The sequence below is a fragment of the Schaalia turicensis genome, assembly GCF_019380255.1.
Taxonomy (GTDB): domain Bacteria; phylum Actinomycetota; class Actinomycetes; order Actinomycetales; family Actinomycetaceae; genus Pauljensenia; species Pauljensenia turicensis_A.
In genome coordinates this window covers 636,430-655,314 of sequence record NZ_CP048928.1, presented here as the reverse complement: position 1 = coordinate 655,314, position 18,885 = coordinate 636,430, and the positions used below count along the sequence as shown (strand labels likewise).

The 18,885-nt window shown below is 55.7% G+C and carries 15 protein-coding genes; 4 read left to right on the top strand and 11 right to left on the bottom strand.

The window, feature by feature from the left end; genetic code table 11:
• Window positions 1-2: 2 nt before the first annotated feature.
• The 10 genes from G5S47_RS02795 to dinB form a co-directional block, all read right to left on the bottom strand.
• Window positions 3-1,286 carry an FtsW/RodA/SpoVE family cell cycle protein gene (locus tag G5S47_RS02795; RefSeq protein ID WP_006681683.1) on the bottom strand — a complete coding sequence of 428 codons (1,284 nt, stop codon included), beginning with the start codon at window positions 1,284-1,286 and terminating at the stop codon, window positions 3-5.
• Window positions 1,287-2,711 carry a UDP-N-acetylmuramoyl-L-alanine--D-glutamate ligase gene (murD, locus tag G5S47_RS02790; RefSeq protein WP_006681684.1) on the bottom strand — a complete coding sequence of 475 codons (1,425 nt, stop codon included), beginning with the start codon at window positions 2,709-2,711 and terminating at the stop codon, window positions 1,287-1,289.
• Complete coding sequence (mraY, locus tag G5S47_RS02785) at window positions 2,708-3,793, bottom strand: phospho-N-acetylmuramoyl-pentapeptide-transferase (RefSeq protein ID WP_006681685.1); 1,086 nt, start codon at window positions 3,791-3,793, stop codon at window positions 2,708-2,710. Before mraY ends, murD begins: the two co-directional genes overlap by 4 nt.
• The gene (locus G5S47_RS02780) at window positions 3,790-5,196 is read right to left on the bottom strand and encodes a UDP-N-acetylmuramoyl-tripeptide--D-alanyl-D-alanine ligase (protein WP_219585776.1); all 1,407 of its coding nucleotides are present in this window, start codon (window positions 5,194-5,196) and stop codon (window positions 3,790-3,792) included. The genes mraY and G5S47_RS02780 overlap by 4 nt, the downstream gene beginning before the upstream one ends.
• A 40-nt stretch (window positions 5,197-5,236) precedes the next feature.
• Window positions 5,237-6,997 carry a peptidoglycan D,D-transpeptidase FtsI family protein gene (locus G5S47_RS02775; RefSeq protein WP_006681687.1) on the bottom strand — a complete coding sequence of 587 codons (1,761 nt, stop codon included), beginning with the start codon at window positions 6,995-6,997 and terminating at the stop codon, window positions 5,237-5,239.
• A gap of 11 nt (window positions 6,998-7,008) precedes the next feature.
• Window positions 7,009-7,404, bottom strand: coding sequence for a cell division protein FtsL (gene ftsL, locus G5S47_RS02770; RefSeq protein ID WP_006681688.1), 396 nt, complete (start codon window positions 7,402-7,404; stop codon window positions 7,009-7,011).
• Window positions 7,401-8,381 carry a 16S rRNA (cytosine(1402)-N(4))-methyltransferase RsmH gene (gene rsmH / locus G5S47_RS02765; protein ID WP_219585775.1) on the bottom strand — a complete coding sequence of 327 codons (981 nt, stop codon included), beginning with the start codon at window positions 8,379-8,381 and terminating at the stop codon, window positions 7,401-7,403. The genes ftsL and rsmH overlap by 4 nt, the downstream gene beginning before the upstream one ends.
• 115 nt (window positions 8,382-8,496) lie before the next feature.
• Entirely contained in the window at window positions 8,497-8,928 is a 432-nt protein-coding gene (gene mraZ, locus G5S47_RS02760; RefSeq protein ID WP_006681690.1) for a division/cell wall cluster transcriptional repressor MraZ, read from the bottom strand.
• Window positions 8,929-9,511: 583 nt separating this feature from the next.
• Window positions 9,512-9,910 (bottom strand): DUF3040 domain-containing protein, encoded by a 399-nt coding sequence (locus tag G5S47_RS02755; protein WP_006681691.1) that lies wholly within the window; start codon window positions 9,908-9,910, stop codon window positions 9,512-9,514.
• Window positions 9,911-9,945: 35 nt separating this feature from the next.
• Complete coding sequence (dinB, locus tag G5S47_RS02750) at window positions 9,946-11,196, bottom strand: DNA polymerase IV (RefSeq protein WP_006681692.1); 1,251 nt, start codon at window positions 11,194-11,196, stop codon at window positions 9,946-9,948.
• 62 nt (window positions 11,197-11,258) lie between these two features.
• Between dinB and G5S47_RS02745 the strand changes: the two genes are divergently transcribed.
• Window positions 11,259-12,086, top strand: coding sequence for a spermidine synthase (locus tag G5S47_RS02745; RefSeq protein WP_103633558.1), 828 nt, complete (start codon window positions 11,259-11,261; stop codon window positions 12,084-12,086).
• A 38-nt stretch (window positions 12,087-12,124) separates the two neighbouring features.
• Here G5S47_RS02745 and G5S47_RS02740 read toward each other — a convergent pair whose 3' ends face one another.
• On the bottom strand, window positions 12,125-13,285 hold the full coding sequence (locus G5S47_RS02740) for a PAC2 family protein (RefSeq protein WP_131367668.1): 1,161 nt from the start codon (window positions 13,283-13,285) through the stop codon (window positions 12,125-12,127).
• A 258-nt stretch (window positions 13,286-13,543) separates the two neighbouring features.
• Between G5S47_RS02740 and G5S47_RS02735 the strand changes: the two genes are divergently transcribed.
• The 3 genes from G5S47_RS02735 to G5S47_RS02725 all read left to right on the top strand — a co-directional run bounded on the left by G5S47_RS02735 (window position 13,544) and on the right by G5S47_RS02725 (window position 18,873).
• Window positions 13,544-15,799 carry a HelD family protein gene (locus G5S47_RS02735; RefSeq protein ID WP_006681695.1) on the top strand — a complete coding sequence of 752 codons (2,256 nt, stop codon included), beginning with the start codon at window positions 13,544-13,546 and terminating at the stop codon, window positions 15,797-15,799.
• Window positions 15,800-15,864: 65 nt separating this feature from the next.
• Window positions 15,865-17,070 carry a phosphoglycerate dehydrogenase gene (gene serA, locus G5S47_RS02730; RefSeq protein WP_040318683.1) on the top strand — a complete coding sequence of 402 codons (1,206 nt, stop codon included), beginning with the start codon at window positions 15,865-15,867 and terminating at the stop codon, window positions 17,068-17,070.
• 81 nt (window positions 17,071-17,151) lie between these two features.
• The gene (locus tag G5S47_RS02725; RefSeq protein ID WP_006681697.1) at window positions 17,152-18,873 is read left to right on the top strand and encodes an AMP-binding protein; all 1,722 of its coding nucleotides are present in this window, start codon (window positions 17,152-17,154) and stop codon (window positions 18,871-18,873) included.
• Window positions 18,874-18,885 lie beyond the last annotated feature (12 nt).

Genomic DNA, 18,885 nt, shown 5'->3' with positions numbered 1-18,885 from the left:
GCCTACTTTCGAGCTTTGGATCCACCTGCTCGTCGAAGCTTCGGAGTAACCCGAGGATCACGACGACGAGTAGCAGGATCAGAATATCTCCACATAGTCATACCAGCATCACTACGCGCAAAGGACGCGACAACGCCGATGGCCAGCGCGGTGAACAGGAACGATGATCCACCATAGGACACAAGAGGCAGTGGGACACCAATAACCGGGCCGAGCTGAGTAACCGAGGCAATATTCACGAGAGCCTGGAAGCCGATCCACGTTGCCACACCGGCAGCGACGATAGCGACAAACGGGTCGGACGTTGAACGAACCAGTCGGAACATTCCCCACACCAACAAAGCAAGAGCCGTAAGCACTGCCAACGTACCCATCAATCCGAACTCCTCACCAACGATGGCGAAAATAAAGTCCGTGTGTGCCGCCTGCAGATAATTCCATTTCTCACGCGAGGCCCCCGGACCCAGTCCAGAAACACCACCGGAGCCAAAAGCCCACAGCGAATGATCAATCTGTTCGGGGGCAGACAAATCACGCTTGGGAGCAAAACCCGGAAGAACAACCAAGATTCGACGAAGACGCGTCGGGTTCTGAATGACCAAGAACACCAAAAGCGGAACAGCTAGGACGAACGCGTATCCGAACCAGCGCTTCGGCAAACCAGCAATCCACAATGCTCCCATGGCGGCGGCCGTCACAATCATTGACGTACCCAAGTCATGACCCAGCATGACGTCGATCAGCGTGACAACCACGGGTAGCCCCGCAAGAACACTCATCTGACGCCAGTTTGAAAAATCCCTATTCGGTCCGGTCAAAATGAAAGCAAGAAAGACGATCAAAGCGAGTTTCAAGAACTCTGACGGCTGAACAAGGACGGGAATACCGGGAAAATACACCCAGTTCGCGTTGCCGCCTTCAGAACGGCCAAGAGGGGTAATGACCATCGCCTGAACAATCAATCCCAGCCCGAAAGCATGGGGAGCAAAACGGACAAAAATATGGCGAGGGATCTTATGAACAACGAAGGCAATGATCAGGGCGATGACAATGATGACACTGGGACGCAAATACGCCATGTACGGGTTGGCGCCCTTGGCGATTGATGTCACCGATTGAGCTGAAAAGCCCATCATCAAACCAAAAATAGTCAGAACCACCGTGGGGACGATAATCATGTAGTACGTCGTCAGTGGTTGAATCTCATAGTGTTCATCATCCGCACCAAAAACAAAACGCGGAAGACGACGGATCACACTATCAATGGCGCTCTTGATCTTCGCCATCTACTTGGCACTCCACTGGTCACGCAAACGTTCAACAGCGTTCACAAACACGTCGCCACGCTGACCGTAGTTATCAAACTGATCCCATGACGCACAGGCCGGAGCAAGAACAACAAAATCACCGGGGCGCGAAAGAGCGACAGCCTCATTGACGACGGAGAACATCCAATCCTCATGGCCACCGACGTCAACGACCGGAACATTGGGTGCGCTCGCACGGAAAGCCTTGAGTAGGTCCGAACGGTCTTCGCCGATGATCACCGCACCGCGCAGAACCGGCTCAACGTCGCGAATAAGGTCGGTAAAGTCCTGTCCCTTGGCGTCCCCGCCAACGATCCAGACAACCGAGTGAGGAGGAAGCCCATAGAGGGATGCTTTGGCAGCGTGGGCGTTCGTCGCTTTCGAATCATCGATCCACGTGACATCAGCGACTTGCCCGACAACAGCTCTGCGATGTCCTGCTGGAGAAAAAACGCGCAGGCCATCACGAACCGCATGCGGACGCACACCGTATGCGCGTCCAAGTGCTGCCGCGCCAAGAGCATCCATCACAACAGCCGGGGAAAGACTCTCCCCATAGACCGTGCTCAAATCGCTCAAATCACCCAGGTGGGCAGCTTCACGGTGCCGGTTTTCAACGTAGGCGCGGTCAACAAGCGCACCTTCAACGATGCCCAGTTGCGACACCGAAGGCGAGCCCAGCGTGATCCCAATGGCACGCGCCCCTTCCACAACGTCTGCGTTTTCAACCATCGCTTCAACCACTCGGTCATTGGCCGGGTAGATGCAGGCAACCTGAGTGTTCTCGTATACGCGCGCCTTATCGGCAACGTATGCTTCTTCGCTTCCATGCCAATCCAGGTGGTCAGCATCCACATTCAAGCACAAGGACGCCAAAGGCGAAATCGTGTAGGAGGTATGGAGTTGGAAGCTGGAGAGTTCAACAGCGAAGACGCTGGCATCTGAGTCGATTGCTTCGGTGATGGGGGTGCCAATATTGCCAACCTCAAGAACGTCGTCACCGTTGGCCCGAAGAATTGACGCAAGCATGCCCACAGTCGTTGTCTTGCCGTTCGTGCCCGTCACAGTCAGCCAGGGGCGACCCGCATGGGGGCCTTGCTCTTGAAGACGCCACGCCAATTCAACTTCACCCCAGATCGGGATCCCGACAGCTTGAGCGCGTTCAAAGATAGGGGCGTGCGCAGGAATTCCTGGAGACACGATGATCGTGTCAACACCAGCGTCAATAACGGCGCAGGCGAGATCCCCAGCATCGGGAACAACATGAACGTCAATACCTAATTCGTCTGTGGGAGTACCGGAACGCTGGTCGAAAGCAAGAACCTCGTACCCGCGCTTCAACAGAGCTTTTGCTGCTGCTTTGCCCGATTTGCCCAGGCCGATGACGGCGTAACGATCACTCACAGCGTTGTCACCCAGTCAGCGTAGAAAATGCCCGCACCGGCCACTGCAAACAACGCGGCAATCAGCCAGAAGCGAATCACGATCGTGATTTCCTGCCAGCCTTTTAACTCGAAGTGGTGGTGCAACGGTGCCATGCGGAAGACACGCTTATGCGTTGCCTTAAAGACCGAAATCTGGATGACGTCGGACATCACGATGACAACGAAGAGTCCACCAATCACGATTGCGATGAACTCGGTGTTCGTCAGAATCGACAGGCCAGCGACCGCACCACCGAGTGCCAGCGCGCCCGTATCCCCCATGAAGATCTGAGCGGGCGAAGCGTTCCACCAGAGGAAGCCAGCAAGCGAACCGATGATCGCGGCGCAGAAAACTGCAAGGTCCAGAGGATCACGCGTCGGATAGCAGAGAGTTGTCGCCTGCCCCTGCGGGAAGCAGGATTGAATCTTCTGGAAGTAGGCGATAAACGTGTATGCGCCGAAAACGAAAATGGAACAGCCCGTGGCAAGGCCATCGAGGCCGTCGGTTAGATTCACCGCGTTTGACCAGGCGGTCACAATCAGGTTCGTCCAGATCAAATACAGGACAACCCCCAATCCGAGGCCAGCAAACCCGAGCGTGATGGGTGACAGGTGAATGAAGGACAGGTGAAGCGTACCCGGCGTTGTCCCATAGGCATTGGGGCGGGTCAGTGACATCCACGCGAAAACTGCGGCAACCGCGATCTGACCGATAATTTTCCCGGTCGGATGCAGACCAAGGGAGCGCTGACGCATGATCTTGATGCCGTCATCCAAAAGGCCAATAAAGCCAAGACCTGCGAAGAGAACAACCAGAGTCCATCCGGACCACGAGGGTCCGGATCCTGCGATCGACGCCCCAATCACCCACGCGATAATGGTTGCCAGAATGAAAACCAGACCACCCATTGTGGGTGTACCGCGCTTCGTCAAGTGCTGGGTCGGTCCGTCCTGACGGATGAACTGCCCGTACTGGTGAGCGATCAGGAATCGGATCAGCAAAGGGGTTCCCAACAGGGAAATCACCAGTGCAATGACGAAGGCGACAATAAGGCCAATCATCGCTGGACTCCCTTCTCGCGGAGTTGGTCCGCTACCTTCCACGAATATGAGAACAAGGATCCCTTCACAAGAATCACACAATCGTCTTTTAGTTTCGCACAAACAGCCGTGACAGCCTCATCAACACTACCGACGTGTTCCGCATCGATGGTGTCACCAGCACCCTCGGCGTAATAGGGACCGTCTTGACCCAACAGAATCAGCGACTCGACTCCGGCATCTTTCGCCATCAGACCAACCTGGCGGTGAATGTCAGCAGACTCGTCGCCGAGTTCAAGCATTTCGGAAAGAACAGCGATCTTCGTATGCCCCTCACCGATCGAAGTGAGCGTAGCGAAAGCGGCTCTCATGGAATCGAGGTTCGCATTGTAGGCATCGTCAATCATCGTGACTTTCATACTGTCAATGCTTAATTCAACGACATCCATTCGGTGCGGAGACAGCGCCCGAGCCTCGTTGATCGCACGAATCGCTTGATCGAGTTCAAGACCAAGCTGTACCGCGCCAGCGATGGCGGCCAGTGCGTTCGCCACGTGGTGCACGCCAACGATATTCAGATTCACGAGGCCACGACCACCGGGGGCTTCAAGCGTGAAGTGTGCGTGGCCAAGGTGGTCAACGTCCACGTCGAGAGCACGGAAATCGGCTCCCTCTTTGCCTGATGGCGAGAACGTCGTAATCGGACCTGTCGACAGTTTCGTCATATTCATGACGCGCGGATCGTCGTAGTTCAAGACCACCGGAGCACCGGGGCGCGAACCTGTAATCAGCTCCCCCTTCGCCTTTTCAATCCCGTCGACTCCCCCGAAGCCACCGAGGTGAGCGTGACCAACCATCAGTTCAATGGCAACATCCGGCGACGCAATATCTGTCAAATACTTGATGTGTCCGATGCCAGACGCACCCATTTCAAGAACCAGATGGCGGGTTGTTTCATCAGCTTGAAGAACCGTCAGAGGAAGTCCAACCTCGTTGTTGAAGGAGAGCTGAGGGGCAACGCTGGGAGCATCAGTACTCATAATCTGGAAAAGCAGATCCTTCGTTGTCGTCTTCCCAGCCGAGCCGGTCATCGCGATAACATCCAGCCCAAAACGCTCACGCAAGTCTTCAAGGTGAGCATGGGCAAGGCGACCCAAAGCGTAGGTCGAATCCTCGACAATAATCTGCGCAATGGACGAGGGAACATCAACGAGGTGTTCAACGATCAGTGCAACCGCACCATTGTCAACGGCCTGTTTGACGTAGTCATGACCGTCGCTGGCCTCGCCGATTCGTGCGACATACGCTGAACCAGCTGACGCCAAGCGCGAATCTGTAACAACACGGTTCATCACAACCTGACGGTCAGCACCGTTCAGGGTTCCTGCAACTGCTTCAGCAATCCACCCAGCTAACCTGTACATGCTATTTCCTCTACGATTCATACGACTTCACTTCATCGTCTCAGTTAGTCGGCGTCGTCGGGAACAGCGTTGCCGGCGTCGTCGAAGCTGGAATACCTAGATTACGCACTGACGCTTGCGCGACCTCACCGAACAGTGGCGCCGAGGAATCAGAGGAAATGTAGGCAACTTTAGGATTGTAAAGAACAACAGAGATAGCAAGCCGAGGCGCTTCAACGGGAAGCAGGCCGGCGGTCGTCGACACAATGCCATGCTGACCGTTGACGACGATATCTGCCGTACCGGTTTTCACACCGACGCGATACCCATCAACCTTCGCAGCCCCTGCAGTACCCAGATGATCTTCAACGACGGACTCCATCATCAGCATCAGATTCTGCGCCGTATCAGCTTTCATGGCCTGCGTTGGCTTGGGCTCTTCGGGGGTTTCAACGGTCCCGTCAGCGTTCGTCCACGACTTGACCAATCGGGGAGGAATGTGGACTCCACCGTTCGCGATTGTGGCCATGAACGAGGTCTCTTGGAGCGGTGAAACCGAATAGGACTGGCCGAACATCGACACATACTGATCACGGCCCGCCCACTCGCTTGGAGGACGAAGAATACCTGTCGTTTCGCCAGCAAGCTCCACGCCCGTCAGGTCGCCAAAGCCAACGGCTTTCATCATGTCGTAGCGCTGTTCATTCGACAGAGTCTGACCAACCAGAACGGTGCCAGTATTCGACGATTCAGCCAAAATACCCGTCGCAGTGAGAGTTTCACCATCGTGCTCGTGGAAGTCTGTAATCGGACCACCCGCATCGGGAAGATCCAAAGAATAGGGCACATTAAAGACCGACGTGGGAGTGATCGTCCCCGCATCCAACGCGGCCGCGAACGTCACCACCTTGCCCACCGAACCAGGTTCGACCGTATACTGCACCGAAGCCACAGGCTGAGGATTCGCGTTATCTGGGATGGTCGACTCAGAGTCCGCCATCACCAAAATTTCACCGGTCGTCACATCTTCAACGACAACGGTGCCCCATTCGGCCTTGTGATGCTCCACGCGAGCATCCAGCATGTCCTGAACAAGATGCTGCAAGTCAGCATGCAACGTCAGTTGCAGGGAACCACCGTCAACAGGCTCAACCGTTGTCTTCTTCGCGCCAGGAATAATCGCACCATTCGGAGCAATCTCATACTGCTGCGAGCCAGGCGTGCCCGTCAGCAACGTATTGAACTGCGATTCCATGCCCGACGAGCCAACGCCTTCAGCATTGACCGTACCAATCACCGGAGCAGCAACATTCCCATTGGGGAACGTCCGTTCGTAGGTGGCTTCCCACTCAATGCCGTAAATATCCAGAGCACGAATCTCTCGATACGTCACCGCATCAACATTGCGCTTCACATACGTGTAGGTCGAGTCACCCAAAAACAAGCCGCCAAGCTCAGCTTCACTCATGTGCAGAAGCGGAGCCAGCTGGCGGGCGGCCTCGACCGGGCCTCGTCCCACAACCTTCGTCTTTTCAACCCCGTTTTCCTTCGTCGTTTCTGAGTGAACATAAGAACGCAAGTTGATCTGATTAACGGCAATGTCGTAGGTCAGAATCGAGTCCGCGAGGATCGTGCCCGTCGCGTCGGTAATTGAGCCTCGTTTAGCGGCGATGCCCGTCTGCGACGTACGAACGGCCTCGCCTTCGGTTGCAAGCATGGGCGCCTTGATGATCTGTAAATCGACTAAGCGGATCGCACAGGCCATCAGGCCGAAGAAGAAAATGATGAGGATGGCAAGAGATCGCCCAAAACGCTGAGTCATACGATCTCCTGTCAGTGTCCGGCCGTTCCGCCTTCAATGGTGCCAGCTCCAAGATTAATGAAGCCAGTCCGACCACCTTTCACCATTCCCTGAGCGGTGGCAGCTTTCTCAAGTTCGGAAGCCGATGCTGCCTTTTCAATTTGGGCTTGCATCGACCACGCCTGAGCTTCAAGCTCATTCAGCTCAATCTGCTGAGTACGGATTTCGAACGCCGTTTGAGCCATGCGAGTGTGAAGAACCATCGAAGCAAGAACCGTCGCAATGATCACGACGATAGAGACGATTCCCAACATCAGAAGCGAGCGGGTGGGCTTGCTCCCCTCGACAACTCGGAACTCCCTTCTTAGTTCAAACTCGTGACGTTCCGGACGGGAAACCGGGCGCCGGGAAGCTGCAGCACTGCTCATGAGAGTTCCTTCCATTCACGAACAAGCTGGGCGCCACGCAGACGCACAGATGCGGATCGAGGGTTATGTGCGCGTTCGGCTTCATCAGCTTGGTGCACTTTGCGAGTGAGGAGTTCGACGCTCGGTGCCATCGAATCTGGAATAACTGGAAGACCTTGGGGAACATCCACCGTAGACGCACGTCGGAACAGGTCCTTGACGATGCGGTCTTCAAGCGACTGGTAGGACTCAACAACCAAACGGCCACCGATGCGCAGGCTGGCAAAGCACGCAGGCAAAGCACGTTCGAGAATATTGAGTTCGTCGTTCACTGCGATGCGAAGGGCCTGGAAAGTGCGCTTCGAAGGGTTTCCGCCCGTACGACGCGCAGCAGCAGGAATGGATGCGCGAACGATGTCAGCAAGCTGCCCCGTGCGGGTCAGAGGTTGCGTTTCACGCGTTTCCACGATGCGACGCGCAATTCGAGAGGCAAAGCGTTCTTCACCGTATACGCGCAAGATCTGTGTGATCTCTTGAGCAGTTGCACTGACCAGAAGTTCGGCAGCGCTCTGCCCCCTAGTCGGATCCATTCGCATATCGAGCGGAGCGTCAGCAGAGTAGGAGAAACCACGTTCCGCTTCGTCGAGCTGAAAGCTGGAAACCCCTAGGTCCATCAGGATCGCATCAGCTTTTCCTGCCGGAGCATATGTCGCAACGACCTCGTCGACGTGGTCGTAGGTCGTGTGAACCGCGGTGAAACGATCTGCGAACGGCGCAAGACGCTCGGAAGCAAGCGAAATTGCTTGAGGATCACGATCGATACCGATCAGGTGAATGTTCGGGAATCGCTTGAGGGCAGCTTCGGAGTGACCTCCCATTCCCAGGGTGCAATCAACGAGAACAGCACCATCGTCAGTGAGGGCAGGAGACATCATGCCCATGCATTCGTCCAGGAGGACGGGAATATGACGCTCGGACGTTTGCTTGGTGAGCTCCATGTCGCCCCCTTTCCTGCAGATGATGTGAGTGCTTTTCATCCCTCTTGGTCCCCCACCGATCTCCGACATCGGGGAAGTGAAGTCGGGGCCTCGGGTGGAGACCAAAAGGGACGAACTAGAACATTCCTGGGAAGATCTCTTCGTTCGTATCCGAGAACGCGTCGTCTTCGACGGTGAGGACTTCCTCCCACGCTTCGGAATTCCAGATTTCAGCGTGATCACCTACACCGATGACGGTGAGCTGACGGCCGAGTCCGGCGTAGCTACGCAGTTCTGCAGGGAGGGATATACGACCCTGTCGATCTGGAGCTTCTTGGAACGCACTCGCCATAAAAACGCGTCGCCAGTTTCGAACCTGCTTCGACGAGGTCGGCGCAGAAATGATCGACTGCGCGCGCTCATTGAAGGTTTCAACCGGGTAGACGTAAATGCAACGGTCCTGTCCCTTTGTGAGAACAAGTTGCTCACCCATGTCTTCACGGATTTTTGCAGGCAGAAAAACACGTCCCTTGTCGTCGAGTTTCGGCTCGAACGTACCAGTGAACATGTCTCACCACCTTTCCTTGGTTCCCACTTCCACCACTTTACCCCACACCTATTACTTTTAGTACCATTTAGAGGCAGCTTCGAACACTTTCTCTTCTTAAAAAGTCTGATTTTCTGCGAGAAAATATCTAGTGGTGAAAAGTGGGGCACATTTTTAGTTCTAGCCGATTATTCCTGCACGAGCCCCTCTCCGCCCGCTACTCCTGCATCTGAGAGTGAGAGGACGAGGCCTGCCACATCACAAGCTCCTCGGCTAGAAAAGGCAGGATCCTCATCCCCAATCGCACCACCACATCACCCACCGCACCCAACGCGACAAAACCGAGCTTTTAGACCCACATCCGTCGCACCAAGTGCAGTCGGGAACAAAAAACCAACCCACACACGGCACCAACTACACCCAACGCGACAAATCCAAGCTTTTAGACCCACATCCGTCGCACCAAGTGCACCCGGGAACAGAAAAGACTCAGCCAGGCACCGACATCTAGAAGACACGAAGAGATGACACAACAGAAAAGCCCATGACCGTAGGACATGGGCTTTTCTTTACGTTTTTCGAGGCGAGGTGGAAGACGATCTCTTTAAAAATCGCGACGACGCTTTCGTTCTTCCCACCGCTGTTCTTGGTCCTCGATAAAACGCGACCACGAACCGAGGTTTCGTCGCTGTTCTTCAGGTGTAAGCGGAGCGGCTTTCTTTTCGGGCGAAGAGATCGCATACCAGACGCCACCAACCATGATGGCAAAACCGATCACGCCCATCACGATGGAAATACCTGAGTATCCAAGGGAAACTGCGCCAACCAGGACACTCAGACCTGCGATAAAAACGAAAATTCCAAGAGCGATGCGTCGGATTGAAAGCCGCAAAGCTGGAGCTTCTTCTTCCTGCTCCATTTGACGGGCAAGACGTGGCTCGTCACGACGGAACTCCTGTTCCATCTCTTCTAGTACTTGTTTTTCATAGTCAGATAGAGCCACGACGCATCCTTTTCCGCTATCCGTTAGTGACGAGTCTAACGGGTTGGGGGCGCAGATTGCGATTCGTGCCCGCTGACCTGCGGTAACAAAGTTGCTGGCCGTAGAGCATCCCTGCCAAATTTCCCCTGAATCTGGTCCATTGCTCGCTCCGAAGCCAACGGTTTTCCATCATCGTCAAGAGCTATCGCAACGCCAGCCGATCGCGGTTGAAGGACTTCAACCTTCACGCCCGCCAAACGAATCCCAGATGCCGGCATCACCTCTTTTGCGAAGAGCTCGCTTGCAGCCGCGTAGATTTGTCGTCCCACATCTGTCGGAGCGTGTAGCTTCACAGATCGAGCGATCGTGTGGAACGAGGCGTCCCTCAGTTTCAGCCCGATCCCCCATGCGACCATGTCGGCTCTGCGCAAACGCGCCGCACATTCGTGAGACGCCTGTAGCAGGAAGGCCTCCAGCTCACTCCTATCGTGAATATCAGACTCAAACGTTCGTTCGGTACTCATGGACTTTACTTCGCGACCACCGCGAACGGGACGCGGGTCGATGCCCCAGGCAAGATTGTGCAGGTGGCGCGCGCTTGCAAGGCCCACAAGTCGCGTCAGGAACGTCATGTCCAGGTTCGCGAGATCACCGATTGTGTCAACGCCAGCGAGAGCAAGCCTCTCCCCCGTTTTTCCGCCCACTCCCCAGAGTGCTCCAACGGGGAGCCCGTGCAGGAATGGGATCGTTTGATCGCGAGGAATCAGCAGTAGCCCGTCAGGTTTTGCGTTTGACGAGGCAATTTTTGCCACCGACTTTGTGGCTGCGATTCCAACCGATGCGGGTAAACCGACTTCGGCATGGATGCGGGATCGAATCAGATTTCCAATTTCGGTTGGTGACCCGAGGCGCCGACGCGACCCTGACACATCAAGGAATGCCTCATCAATACTCACTTGCTGTAAGACGGGAGTGATTTCCGACAGGATCGCCATCACTTTGTGTGAGTATTCGGAATACACGCCCCTACCAGAGAACACAAAAGTCGCTTCCGGGCACAGCGCATGTGCGCGAGCACTCGGCATTCCGGCTCGCACACCGCGAGCGCGGACCTCGTACGTGGCGCTGGTGACGACCCCTCGTCCGCCGAGATGCCCGACGATGATTGGTCGGCCTCGTAAATCTGGATTTTCCGCGATCTCTACTTGGGCGAAAAACGAGTCCATGTCGACGTGCAGGATGGGAGTCTGGGAATCGTCGTCACCCCAGAACTTTCGGGCACGCCCGTCGCGGGGAGCGTTCGACATTGCTCCTCCTTCAGTGCGAGCGCGGTCGACTCTGCTTTCGTTCACTGACTACAGTGTGACGCGTGAGCCGAAAAACTGCGCGCGGAAGCGAATTCTTTGAGATCCCCTCTGGGAGGGTTGAGATCCGTTGGGATGGTGCGCTTGCGACGCTGTATTTGAACGGTATCGAGTCATCGTGCACGAATGTGGACGATCCGACCAGCCTCGAGTTTGAGTATATGCAGCATGCGACGTGCGCTCTCGATTGCGTGATTGACGAGGCCGCCCCAGTCCGCGCGCTCCACCTTGGTGGCGCGGGATGCACTCTGCCACTCGCCTGGTCTTACCTTCGTCCAAAGTCGAAGCAGACCGCTGTCGAGATCGATCCGGATCTTCCCGATTTGGCGCGACGTGTGTTTGATCTGCCGAAATCTCCGGCACTATCGATACGTATTGGAGACGGGCGGGAAGTGATGAGCTCGTTCCGCGATTCCACATTCAACGTCATCGTGCGCGACACCTTCGCTAACGGCCAGGTTCCAGCGCATCTTGCGACTCTCGAGTGCGCGAAGATTGCGCGGGAAAAGTTGAAGGACGGCGGACTCTATATCCTCAACAGCGCTCACGGTGGCGACAGTGATGCTCGCGCTGAGATTGCCGCTATTTCCGAGGTTTTCGGCCAGGTGATGAGCATCCAGGATCCGAAGGTGGGGCGAAGCGGTAGGCGTGGCAACATTATCGTCATCGGGTATGTCGGAGCTGACTATCCGGTTGAAGACCTTGACCGCGCACTGAGGCGCCTTCCTCTACCCGCTCGGGTGACGCACGGTGCGAATCTGACGAAGTGGCGTGCAGGCACACCCGCACTGCGCGACGCCGACATCGGATATAAGGAAACTGGCGCGAGCTGAAGCCGAAAAGACACTCAAACGTGGAGCAAAGGCCTGATTCAGATGGCGCCTGTTTCTCCGCTATCCGCCTCTTCGTTTGGATCGGTTTCATCGGTGGTGTGCTCTTCGACATGCAGCGATGCGTCATCCCCGCTATCGGCACGGTGACGAGGAGTCATGGCACGAACGGCCTCTGGATCTGTTGCACGCAGGTGAACACGCTTGAGCGCCGCGGTCAGGGGATCTTCTTCCACCATTTCTACGCTCTGGTCGTCGGCGCTCGGCTGATCGTCAGATACTGTTTCACTCTGCGACAAGTTCGCCAAGTAGCGCTCAATGACATCACCAATGTCCTTGTCCTGTTGAGGAGTATGACCCAGCGGAGTCTGAGTACCAAAAGAGTTCAAGGAAAAGGAAGATTCGCCAGGACTCCACGCGTCATAATGCTCTTCAAGGGACGTAATAGTCGCCATGATCTCTGGATTTGCTTCGATCAATTGCTCAATCGTGCCCTGATCCTGAGCTGCTCCTAACTCCAAGTTACCAACCGGCAACGACAGATCAGCAAAATCAGACAGGCTGGATAACAGCGCAGAGGAGCCCGCCGGGTACCCAGACTCTGCCATGTAGAACGGAACCGCAGCAAGAAGAGCAATACCATTCACACCGCGTTCAGCAAGACGACGCTGAACGAAGGAACTTGCCGGTGCAGGGAACTGCAGTGACCCCGCCATCTTCGGCTGAGGCGGAATCAAAGAAGCATCCGTGGCCTGCACGTGAACCGGGGTTGCACGAGTATGTGGAACACTCGAAGGAATGCCATGGAAGGACACGCTGATCTCAACACCAGCTTCCTTCACAAAGTCAGCAACAATGCGCGCAAATGCCTCCCACTTTGCATCCGGTTCAGGACCGTGCAGAAGCAAAATCGGGTTCCCCAAGTCATCGCGAACTCTGTCGATTGCGATTTCATGAGTCACCATTTCTTCGCTGACCCAATCACGGACCGTCATGATCGGACGATGAGAGCGGTAGTCCAAGAACTGATCGGAATCAAAAGTCGCAACACGTTCGTTCGGCAGGGCGCGAAGCATTTCAGCAACTGCCATACGACCGGCTCCGCCAGCATCCATGCTTCCGTAGAAGTGCATCACTAGGATGCGCGAATGAGTTTCACTGGCCGGCCCTCGCTCGAAAAGAAGGGCATCATTCGGTTTCATTACGTTCACATGCCCTTTCATTTCTGTTCTGTCCAATGCCATGCTCGTCAATTCAACTCGACGAACAATTCGTACTATCAACGCTACTCGGAAACAGGCCGGAGCGCCCGACGGGCCCACTGATATTCGCCTTGGGCGAATAGTCGGCCTCGTGAATCTATCTCCCCTGCGTCGCAGATCGCGGACAGTTGCACCTGGTCGCAGTTTTTCAGGCACAATAGATGGTCGCTATCTTGTCCATTCCTCGAAAGTACGCGCATGACTGACTCATCGACTTCTGCTTCGCCGGCGTCCATACCGGAGCAACGCCATGTCGACGCCGCGTATGCAAGGGTGGATGAGCTTCGAAAAAAGTACCGTGACCAGCAGGCGCGAACGCACGCAATCCACGGCGCAGGAAATCCTCAGGCCTGGACAGAACGCGAAGCACTCTCGGCTCACCTTGGTGATATGGCAGCACGCCTCGAGGCCGTTGAAGACCGCCTTGTATTCGGTCGCCTCGACATGGCTGACGGCGACCACCACCACATTGGTCGCGTTGCCCTATCGACCGCCGACGGCGAGCACCTCCTGATCGACTGGCGAGCTCCCGTAGCGATGCCCTTCTATCAAGCAACTGCCGTCGACCCAAAGGGTGTCGTGCGAAGGCGCCACATTACAACTCACGGGCGCACCGTCGTCGCGCTTGAGGATGAACTGCTGGATTCGTCGCGAGCCGAAGGTATGGATCTTCAAGGCGAAGGCGCGTTGATGAGCGCCCTTGATAAGGCTCGCGACGGTCGCATGGGTGATATTGTCGCGACAATTCAGTCCGAACAGGATGCCATCATTCGTGCTCCTCGCGACGGCGCGATCGTCGTCCAAGGCGGTCCGGGAACCGGTAAAACAGCCGTCGCCCTGCACCGCATTGCCTACCTGCTGTATGCCGAACGTGAGCGCTTAGAGCGTTCCGGTGTTCTTTTGGTCGGGCCGTCGCGCATTTTCTTGCGATACATCGAACAGGTACTTCCCTCACTGGGTGAAACTGGCGTCGTTTCGACGACCATGGGCGACCTGTTGCCCGGCGTAGACGCACGTGGAACGGAGCCACTGGGCGTTGCCCAAGCGAAAGGTCATATCGGCTGGGCGCAGCTACTGAAGCAAGCGGTCAAAATGTTGCCACGCGAATTATCGGCACCGACCACGTTGCAGGTGTGGAGTCGCACGGTGACACTGACGCCGGATGACGTGTCGAAAGCGATCCGCCATGCACGGCATACGCGTCGCACTCACAATCAGGCGCGCGAAGGTTTTGCTCTGGAGCTGATGGAGGTTCTGGCAGAGCGCCTAGCCTCCGATGCCTCGTCGGCCGGTGGAGTACTTGCTTCCAACGAGGATAAAGCGGAGTGGATCAGCGAAATCCGCGACTCCATTGATGCGCGTCGCGCGATCAATCTTGCGTGGATGCCAACGTCCGCCAAGACTCTTCTTCGTCGTCTCTATGCGCGTCCCCAACTGTTGGCGCATATTAACGATCGAGCAGGCCGCCCCGTTTCACCCCGCCTGTTGCCACTCGTTGAGCGTCATAGTGCTGAGTGGACCGATGCCGATATTCCCCTGTTAGACGAGCTCGAAGAATTGCTTGGACCGATGCCCACATCACGCATCGAATCCTCAGAATCAGAAAGTGCTGCAATTGAACGCGCACGAGCTGCGATCGAAGGCCAGGGGCTTGGCGGAGGCATCGTGAATGCTGAGCAGCTTGCCGAGTCCACATTGTCTCAGCGAATGTGGACTCCCCTTGCTGAGCAGGCAGCCAACGATCGCAAGTGGGCATACGGCCATATTGTCGTTGACGAAGCTCAGGATCTCTCCCCGATGGCGTGGCGTAGTTTGTTGCGTCGTTGTCCGTCGCGGTCGTTCACGATTGTTGGTGATTTGGATCAGCGACGCGGATCGAAGCGTCCGAAGACGTGGGTTGAAGCCTTGGGGCCGGCAAGCAGAGCCTACAGCGATGAATTTGTTCTGACGGTGTCCTACCGTACTCCGGCGACATTGACCGCCATCGCTGAGGCCGTGATGGCACGCGCAGGTAAGCCTGTCATTCACCCGATGAGCGCGGTCCGCGACGTTGAGGACTGCTACCGCGTCGTGACTGTTGAAGCAGATACGGATATGGTCGCACGCGAGGATTCGCCGGCGTGGGCGGCAGCAATTCAGGCGGCATCGCAGGCGTGTGAGCGACTTGATGCCACTTCGGGTGAAGGAAGCGGCAGGGTCGCGATTCTGGTTTCAGATTCACGAGGCCACGCATGGCATGCCGATTCCACAGGTGAGAGCGCACTTGATTCGCGGATTGCTTTGCTCAGTGCCTCGAGTTCCAAGGGGCTTGAGTTCGACACCGTTATCGTGGTTGAGCCCGGCGAGATCTTTGCTGAAGGTGTTGGTGACCTGTTCGTCGCCTTGACTCGTGCGACGCATGATTTGGTTGCTATCACTTCGAGCGATCTTCCCAGGGGAATGGATCAGTGGTAAGACGGTTCTATCCGTAGCACGAACACTTTTGCAATCGCTTGGTGTTTTTCTGGCACTATGGTGGCATGACACGCGCACTGTTGCTTGAGAATCCCCATAAGGTTGCTGACGAGGTTTTCGCAAAGAACGAGATTGATGTGTCTCGCCACGCGGGTGCCTTGGACGAAGATGAGCTGATTAAAGCCCTCGAGGGCGTGGAGTACTTGGGTCTTCGCTCGAAGACCCAAGTGACGCGACGCGTTCTCGAAGCCAACCCGCAGATCAAAGCGATTGGCGCTTTCTGCATTGGGACGAACCAGATCGACCTGGAAGCAGCCACCGAGCTGGGCATCTCGGTCTTTAATGCTCCGTATTCGAATACGCGTTCCGTTGTGGAACTGGCAATCGGCGAAATCATTGACCTGTCGCGTCGCGTCACCGTGAAGAATTCTCGCCTCCACCGTGGCATTTGGGACAAGAGCGCTGATGGTGCACACGAGGTTCGCGGTCACACGCTTGGCATTATTGGCTACGGCAATATCGGCACTCAGCTGTCCGTGCTTGCTGAAGCAATGGGCTTGAACGTTATCTTCTACGATATGGCCGAGCGCCTGTCTCTGGGCAACGCCACCCAGATGCCGACGATGGAATCCGTATTGCGCGAAGCGGATATCGTGTCGATCCACGTTGATGGTCAGGAAACAAATTCCAATCTGTTTGGCGCTCGTGAGTTCGCGATGATGAAGCCCGGTGCGCTGTTCATCAATTTGTCGCGAGGTTTTATCGTCGACATTGATGCCCTGCATGATGCGCTAGTGTCGGGTCACTTGGCCGGCGCTGCCGTTGACGTGTTCCCCCAAGAACCGAAGAAGAATGGCGATCCTTTTGATTCACCTTTGATCAAGCTGGATAACGTTATTCTTACTCCACACATCGGTGGTTCGACGGAAGAGGCTCAGTACGATATTGGTCGTTTCGTCGCGGGGAAAATCAGTGACTACCAGGACACCGGCTCAACCGACATGTCGATCAACCTGCCGAACCTCAGCTTGAATGCTTCGCAAGAGTCTCGCTACAGGATTCGTCTGATCCACAAGAACACTCCCGGTGTTCTGGCGAATATCAACCACACCTTTGCCGAGATGGGCGCGAATGTTGGTGGTCAGATTCTGGGAACTGCAGGATCAACCGGCTATGTGCTGACCGACATTTCTTCCGAACTTCCGATCGATGCGATCGAGAAGATTCGCTCGATGAAGGACACTATTCGTCTGATTACGACGACCCTGTAGGAAAAACGCTTATGTGGTCTTTTCTCGGCCTGGTCCCAACTAACCTACGGTATCGTAGGTAGTAAAGAATCGGAGGACAACGTGACTCTTACTGACCAGCTTCGAGCCCAATATGCCCCCGGCGTCCCTGAAACTATTGAGGTGCCGGATCAGACCATTCCTGCGATGGTTGAAGAGGTAGCGAAACGTTATCCGCATCAGATTGCTCTGGACTTCTTCTCGCGCCCAACCACGTACGCGCAACTGATGACGCGCGTACGCAGGGCAGCAACTGTGCTGGCCAATGCAGGAGTTCGCCAGGGGGATCGAGTTGCCCTAGCGATGCCAAACTGTCCTCAGCATGTTGTTGCAATTCTTGCGACGATGCACCTTGGCGCAATCGTGGTTGAGCACAATCCTTTGGCTCCTGACCACGAAATTCACGAGGAGTTTAACCGCCACGGCGCACGCGTTGTCATCGCATGGGAAAAGACCCTGTCGAAGCTGACGTTCCTTGATCGTGCGACCACGGTTTTTGCTGTCAACCTGACGAAGGCTCTTCCCGGTCCGAGCCAGTTGCTTTTGAAGCTTCCGATCAAGTCTGCTCGCACGAAGCGTGACGCTTTGTCGACGCGTCCCCCATCATGGGCTCGTTCGTGGGACCAGGCTGTAGATCAAGCTCCACGCTGGACCACTTCTTGCCCTGCGAGTCCTGACGATCCGGCGCTACTGATTCATACGGGCGGTACGACAGGTGTTCCGAAGGCTGCCTGCATTACACACCGTAATTTGATGGCGAACATTGCCCAGTCGATCGCATGGGTACCGATCCTGCACGAGAACGCTGAAGTGTTCTACTGCGTTCTTCCCCTGTTCCATGCGTTTGGCTTCACCATTGGCTTGTTGTCGGGCTTGCGTTTGGGTGCCACAATTGCGCTATTTCCGAAATTCGACACAACCATGATTCTGACCAGCCAGAAGCGTCTTCCCTGTACGTTCTTCCTTGGTGTTCCACCAATGTACGAACGTTTGCTGACTACGGCAGCCACCATGGATGTCGATCTGACGTCGATGACGTTCTCACTTTCGGGCGCTATGCCACTGTCTGCTGACTTGGCATCACGCTGGGAAGAAAAGACTGGCGGGTTGATGATTGAAGGCTATGGCATGACCGAAGCCTCACCGATCCTCCTAGGTTCCCCTCTAGCAAAGAACCGTCGCCCGGGCGCTCTTGGCGTTCCCTATCCGTCCACGCAAATCCGCATTGTCGACCAAGATAATCCGACGAAGGATGTCGAAGACGGTGAAATTGGCGAACTCATTGCACGAGGCCCCCAGGTGTTCTCCGGATACTGGGAGCAGCCGGAGGAAACAGCTGAGATCTTCACCGAAGAGGGCTGGCTTCGTACGGGCGACCTTGTCCAGGTGCGCGACGGCTTCATCTACATGGCCGATCGTCGTAAGGAAATGATTAACGCCTCTGGTTTTAACGTGTACCCCAGCCAGGTTGAGAACGCTGTTCGCTCTATGCCAGGAGTTCGCGACGTAGCGGTTATCGGTATTCCTGCCGGCTCGACCGGCGAAGATGTCGTCGCAGCAATTGTCCTTGAAGCCGGCGCTTCGATCACTCTTGCTGATGTTCGCCAGTGGGCCGAAAAGTCTATTGCTCACTATGCCCTACCACGCCAGCTCGTGGTGATGACGGAGCTTCCTCGCTCCCAGCTTGGAAAGGTCATGCGTAAGCGTGTTCGCGAACAGGTAATGGAGGTCGCCGACTCTGCGACAACTAAAATTCGCCAGTTTACGAATCGAAAGAACGACTAGCTGTCACGGTGA

What these genes read in the sequence shown, in the direction of transcription:
- dinB (WP_006681692.1), bottom strand. Translation starts at nt 11,196, where the DNA reads ATGTCGAACGCTCCCCGCGACGGGCGTGCCCGAAAGTTCTGGGGTGAC.
- G5S47_RS02740 (WP_131367668.1), bottom strand. Translation starts at nt 13,285, where the DNA reads ATGAAACCGAATGATGCCCTTCTTTTCGAGCGAGGGCCGGCCAGTGAA.
- G5S47_RS02735 (WP_006681695.1), top strand. Translation starts at nt 13,544, where the DNA reads ATGACTGACTCATCGACTTCTGCTTCGCCGGCGTCCATACCGGAGCAA.
- rsmH (WP_219585775.1), bottom strand. Translation starts at nt 8,381, where the DNA reads ATGGAGCTCACCAAGCAAACGTCCGAGCGTCATATTCCCGTCCTCCTG.
- serA (WP_040318683.1), top strand. Translation starts at nt 15,865, where the DNA reads ATGACACGCGCACTGTTGCTTGAGAATCCCCATAAGGTTGCTGACGAG.
- G5S47_RS02780 (WP_219585776.1), bottom strand. Translation starts at nt 5,196, where the DNA reads ATGTACAGGTTAGCTGGGTGGATTGCTGAAGCAGTTGCAGGAACCCTG.
- ftsL (WP_006681688.1), bottom strand. Translation starts at nt 7,404, where the DNA reads ATGAGCAGTGCTGCAGCTTCCCGGCGCCCGGTTTCCCGTCCGGAACGT.
- mraY (WP_006681685.1), bottom strand. Translation starts at nt 3,793, where the DNA reads ATGATTGGCCTTATTGTCGCCTTCGTCATTGCACTGGTGATTTCCCTG.
- G5S47_RS02775 (WP_006681687.1), bottom strand. Translation starts at nt 6,997, where the DNA reads ATGACTCAGCGTTTTGGGCGATCTCTTGCCATCCTCATCATTTTCTTC.
- mraZ (WP_006681690.1), bottom strand. Translation starts at nt 8,928, where the DNA reads ATGTTCACTGGTACGTTCGAGCCGAAACTCGACGACAAGGGACGTGTT.
- G5S47_RS02795 (WP_006681683.1), bottom strand. Translation starts at nt 1,286, where the DNA reads ATGGCGAAGATCAAGAGCGCCATTGATAGTGTGATCCGTCGTCTTCCG.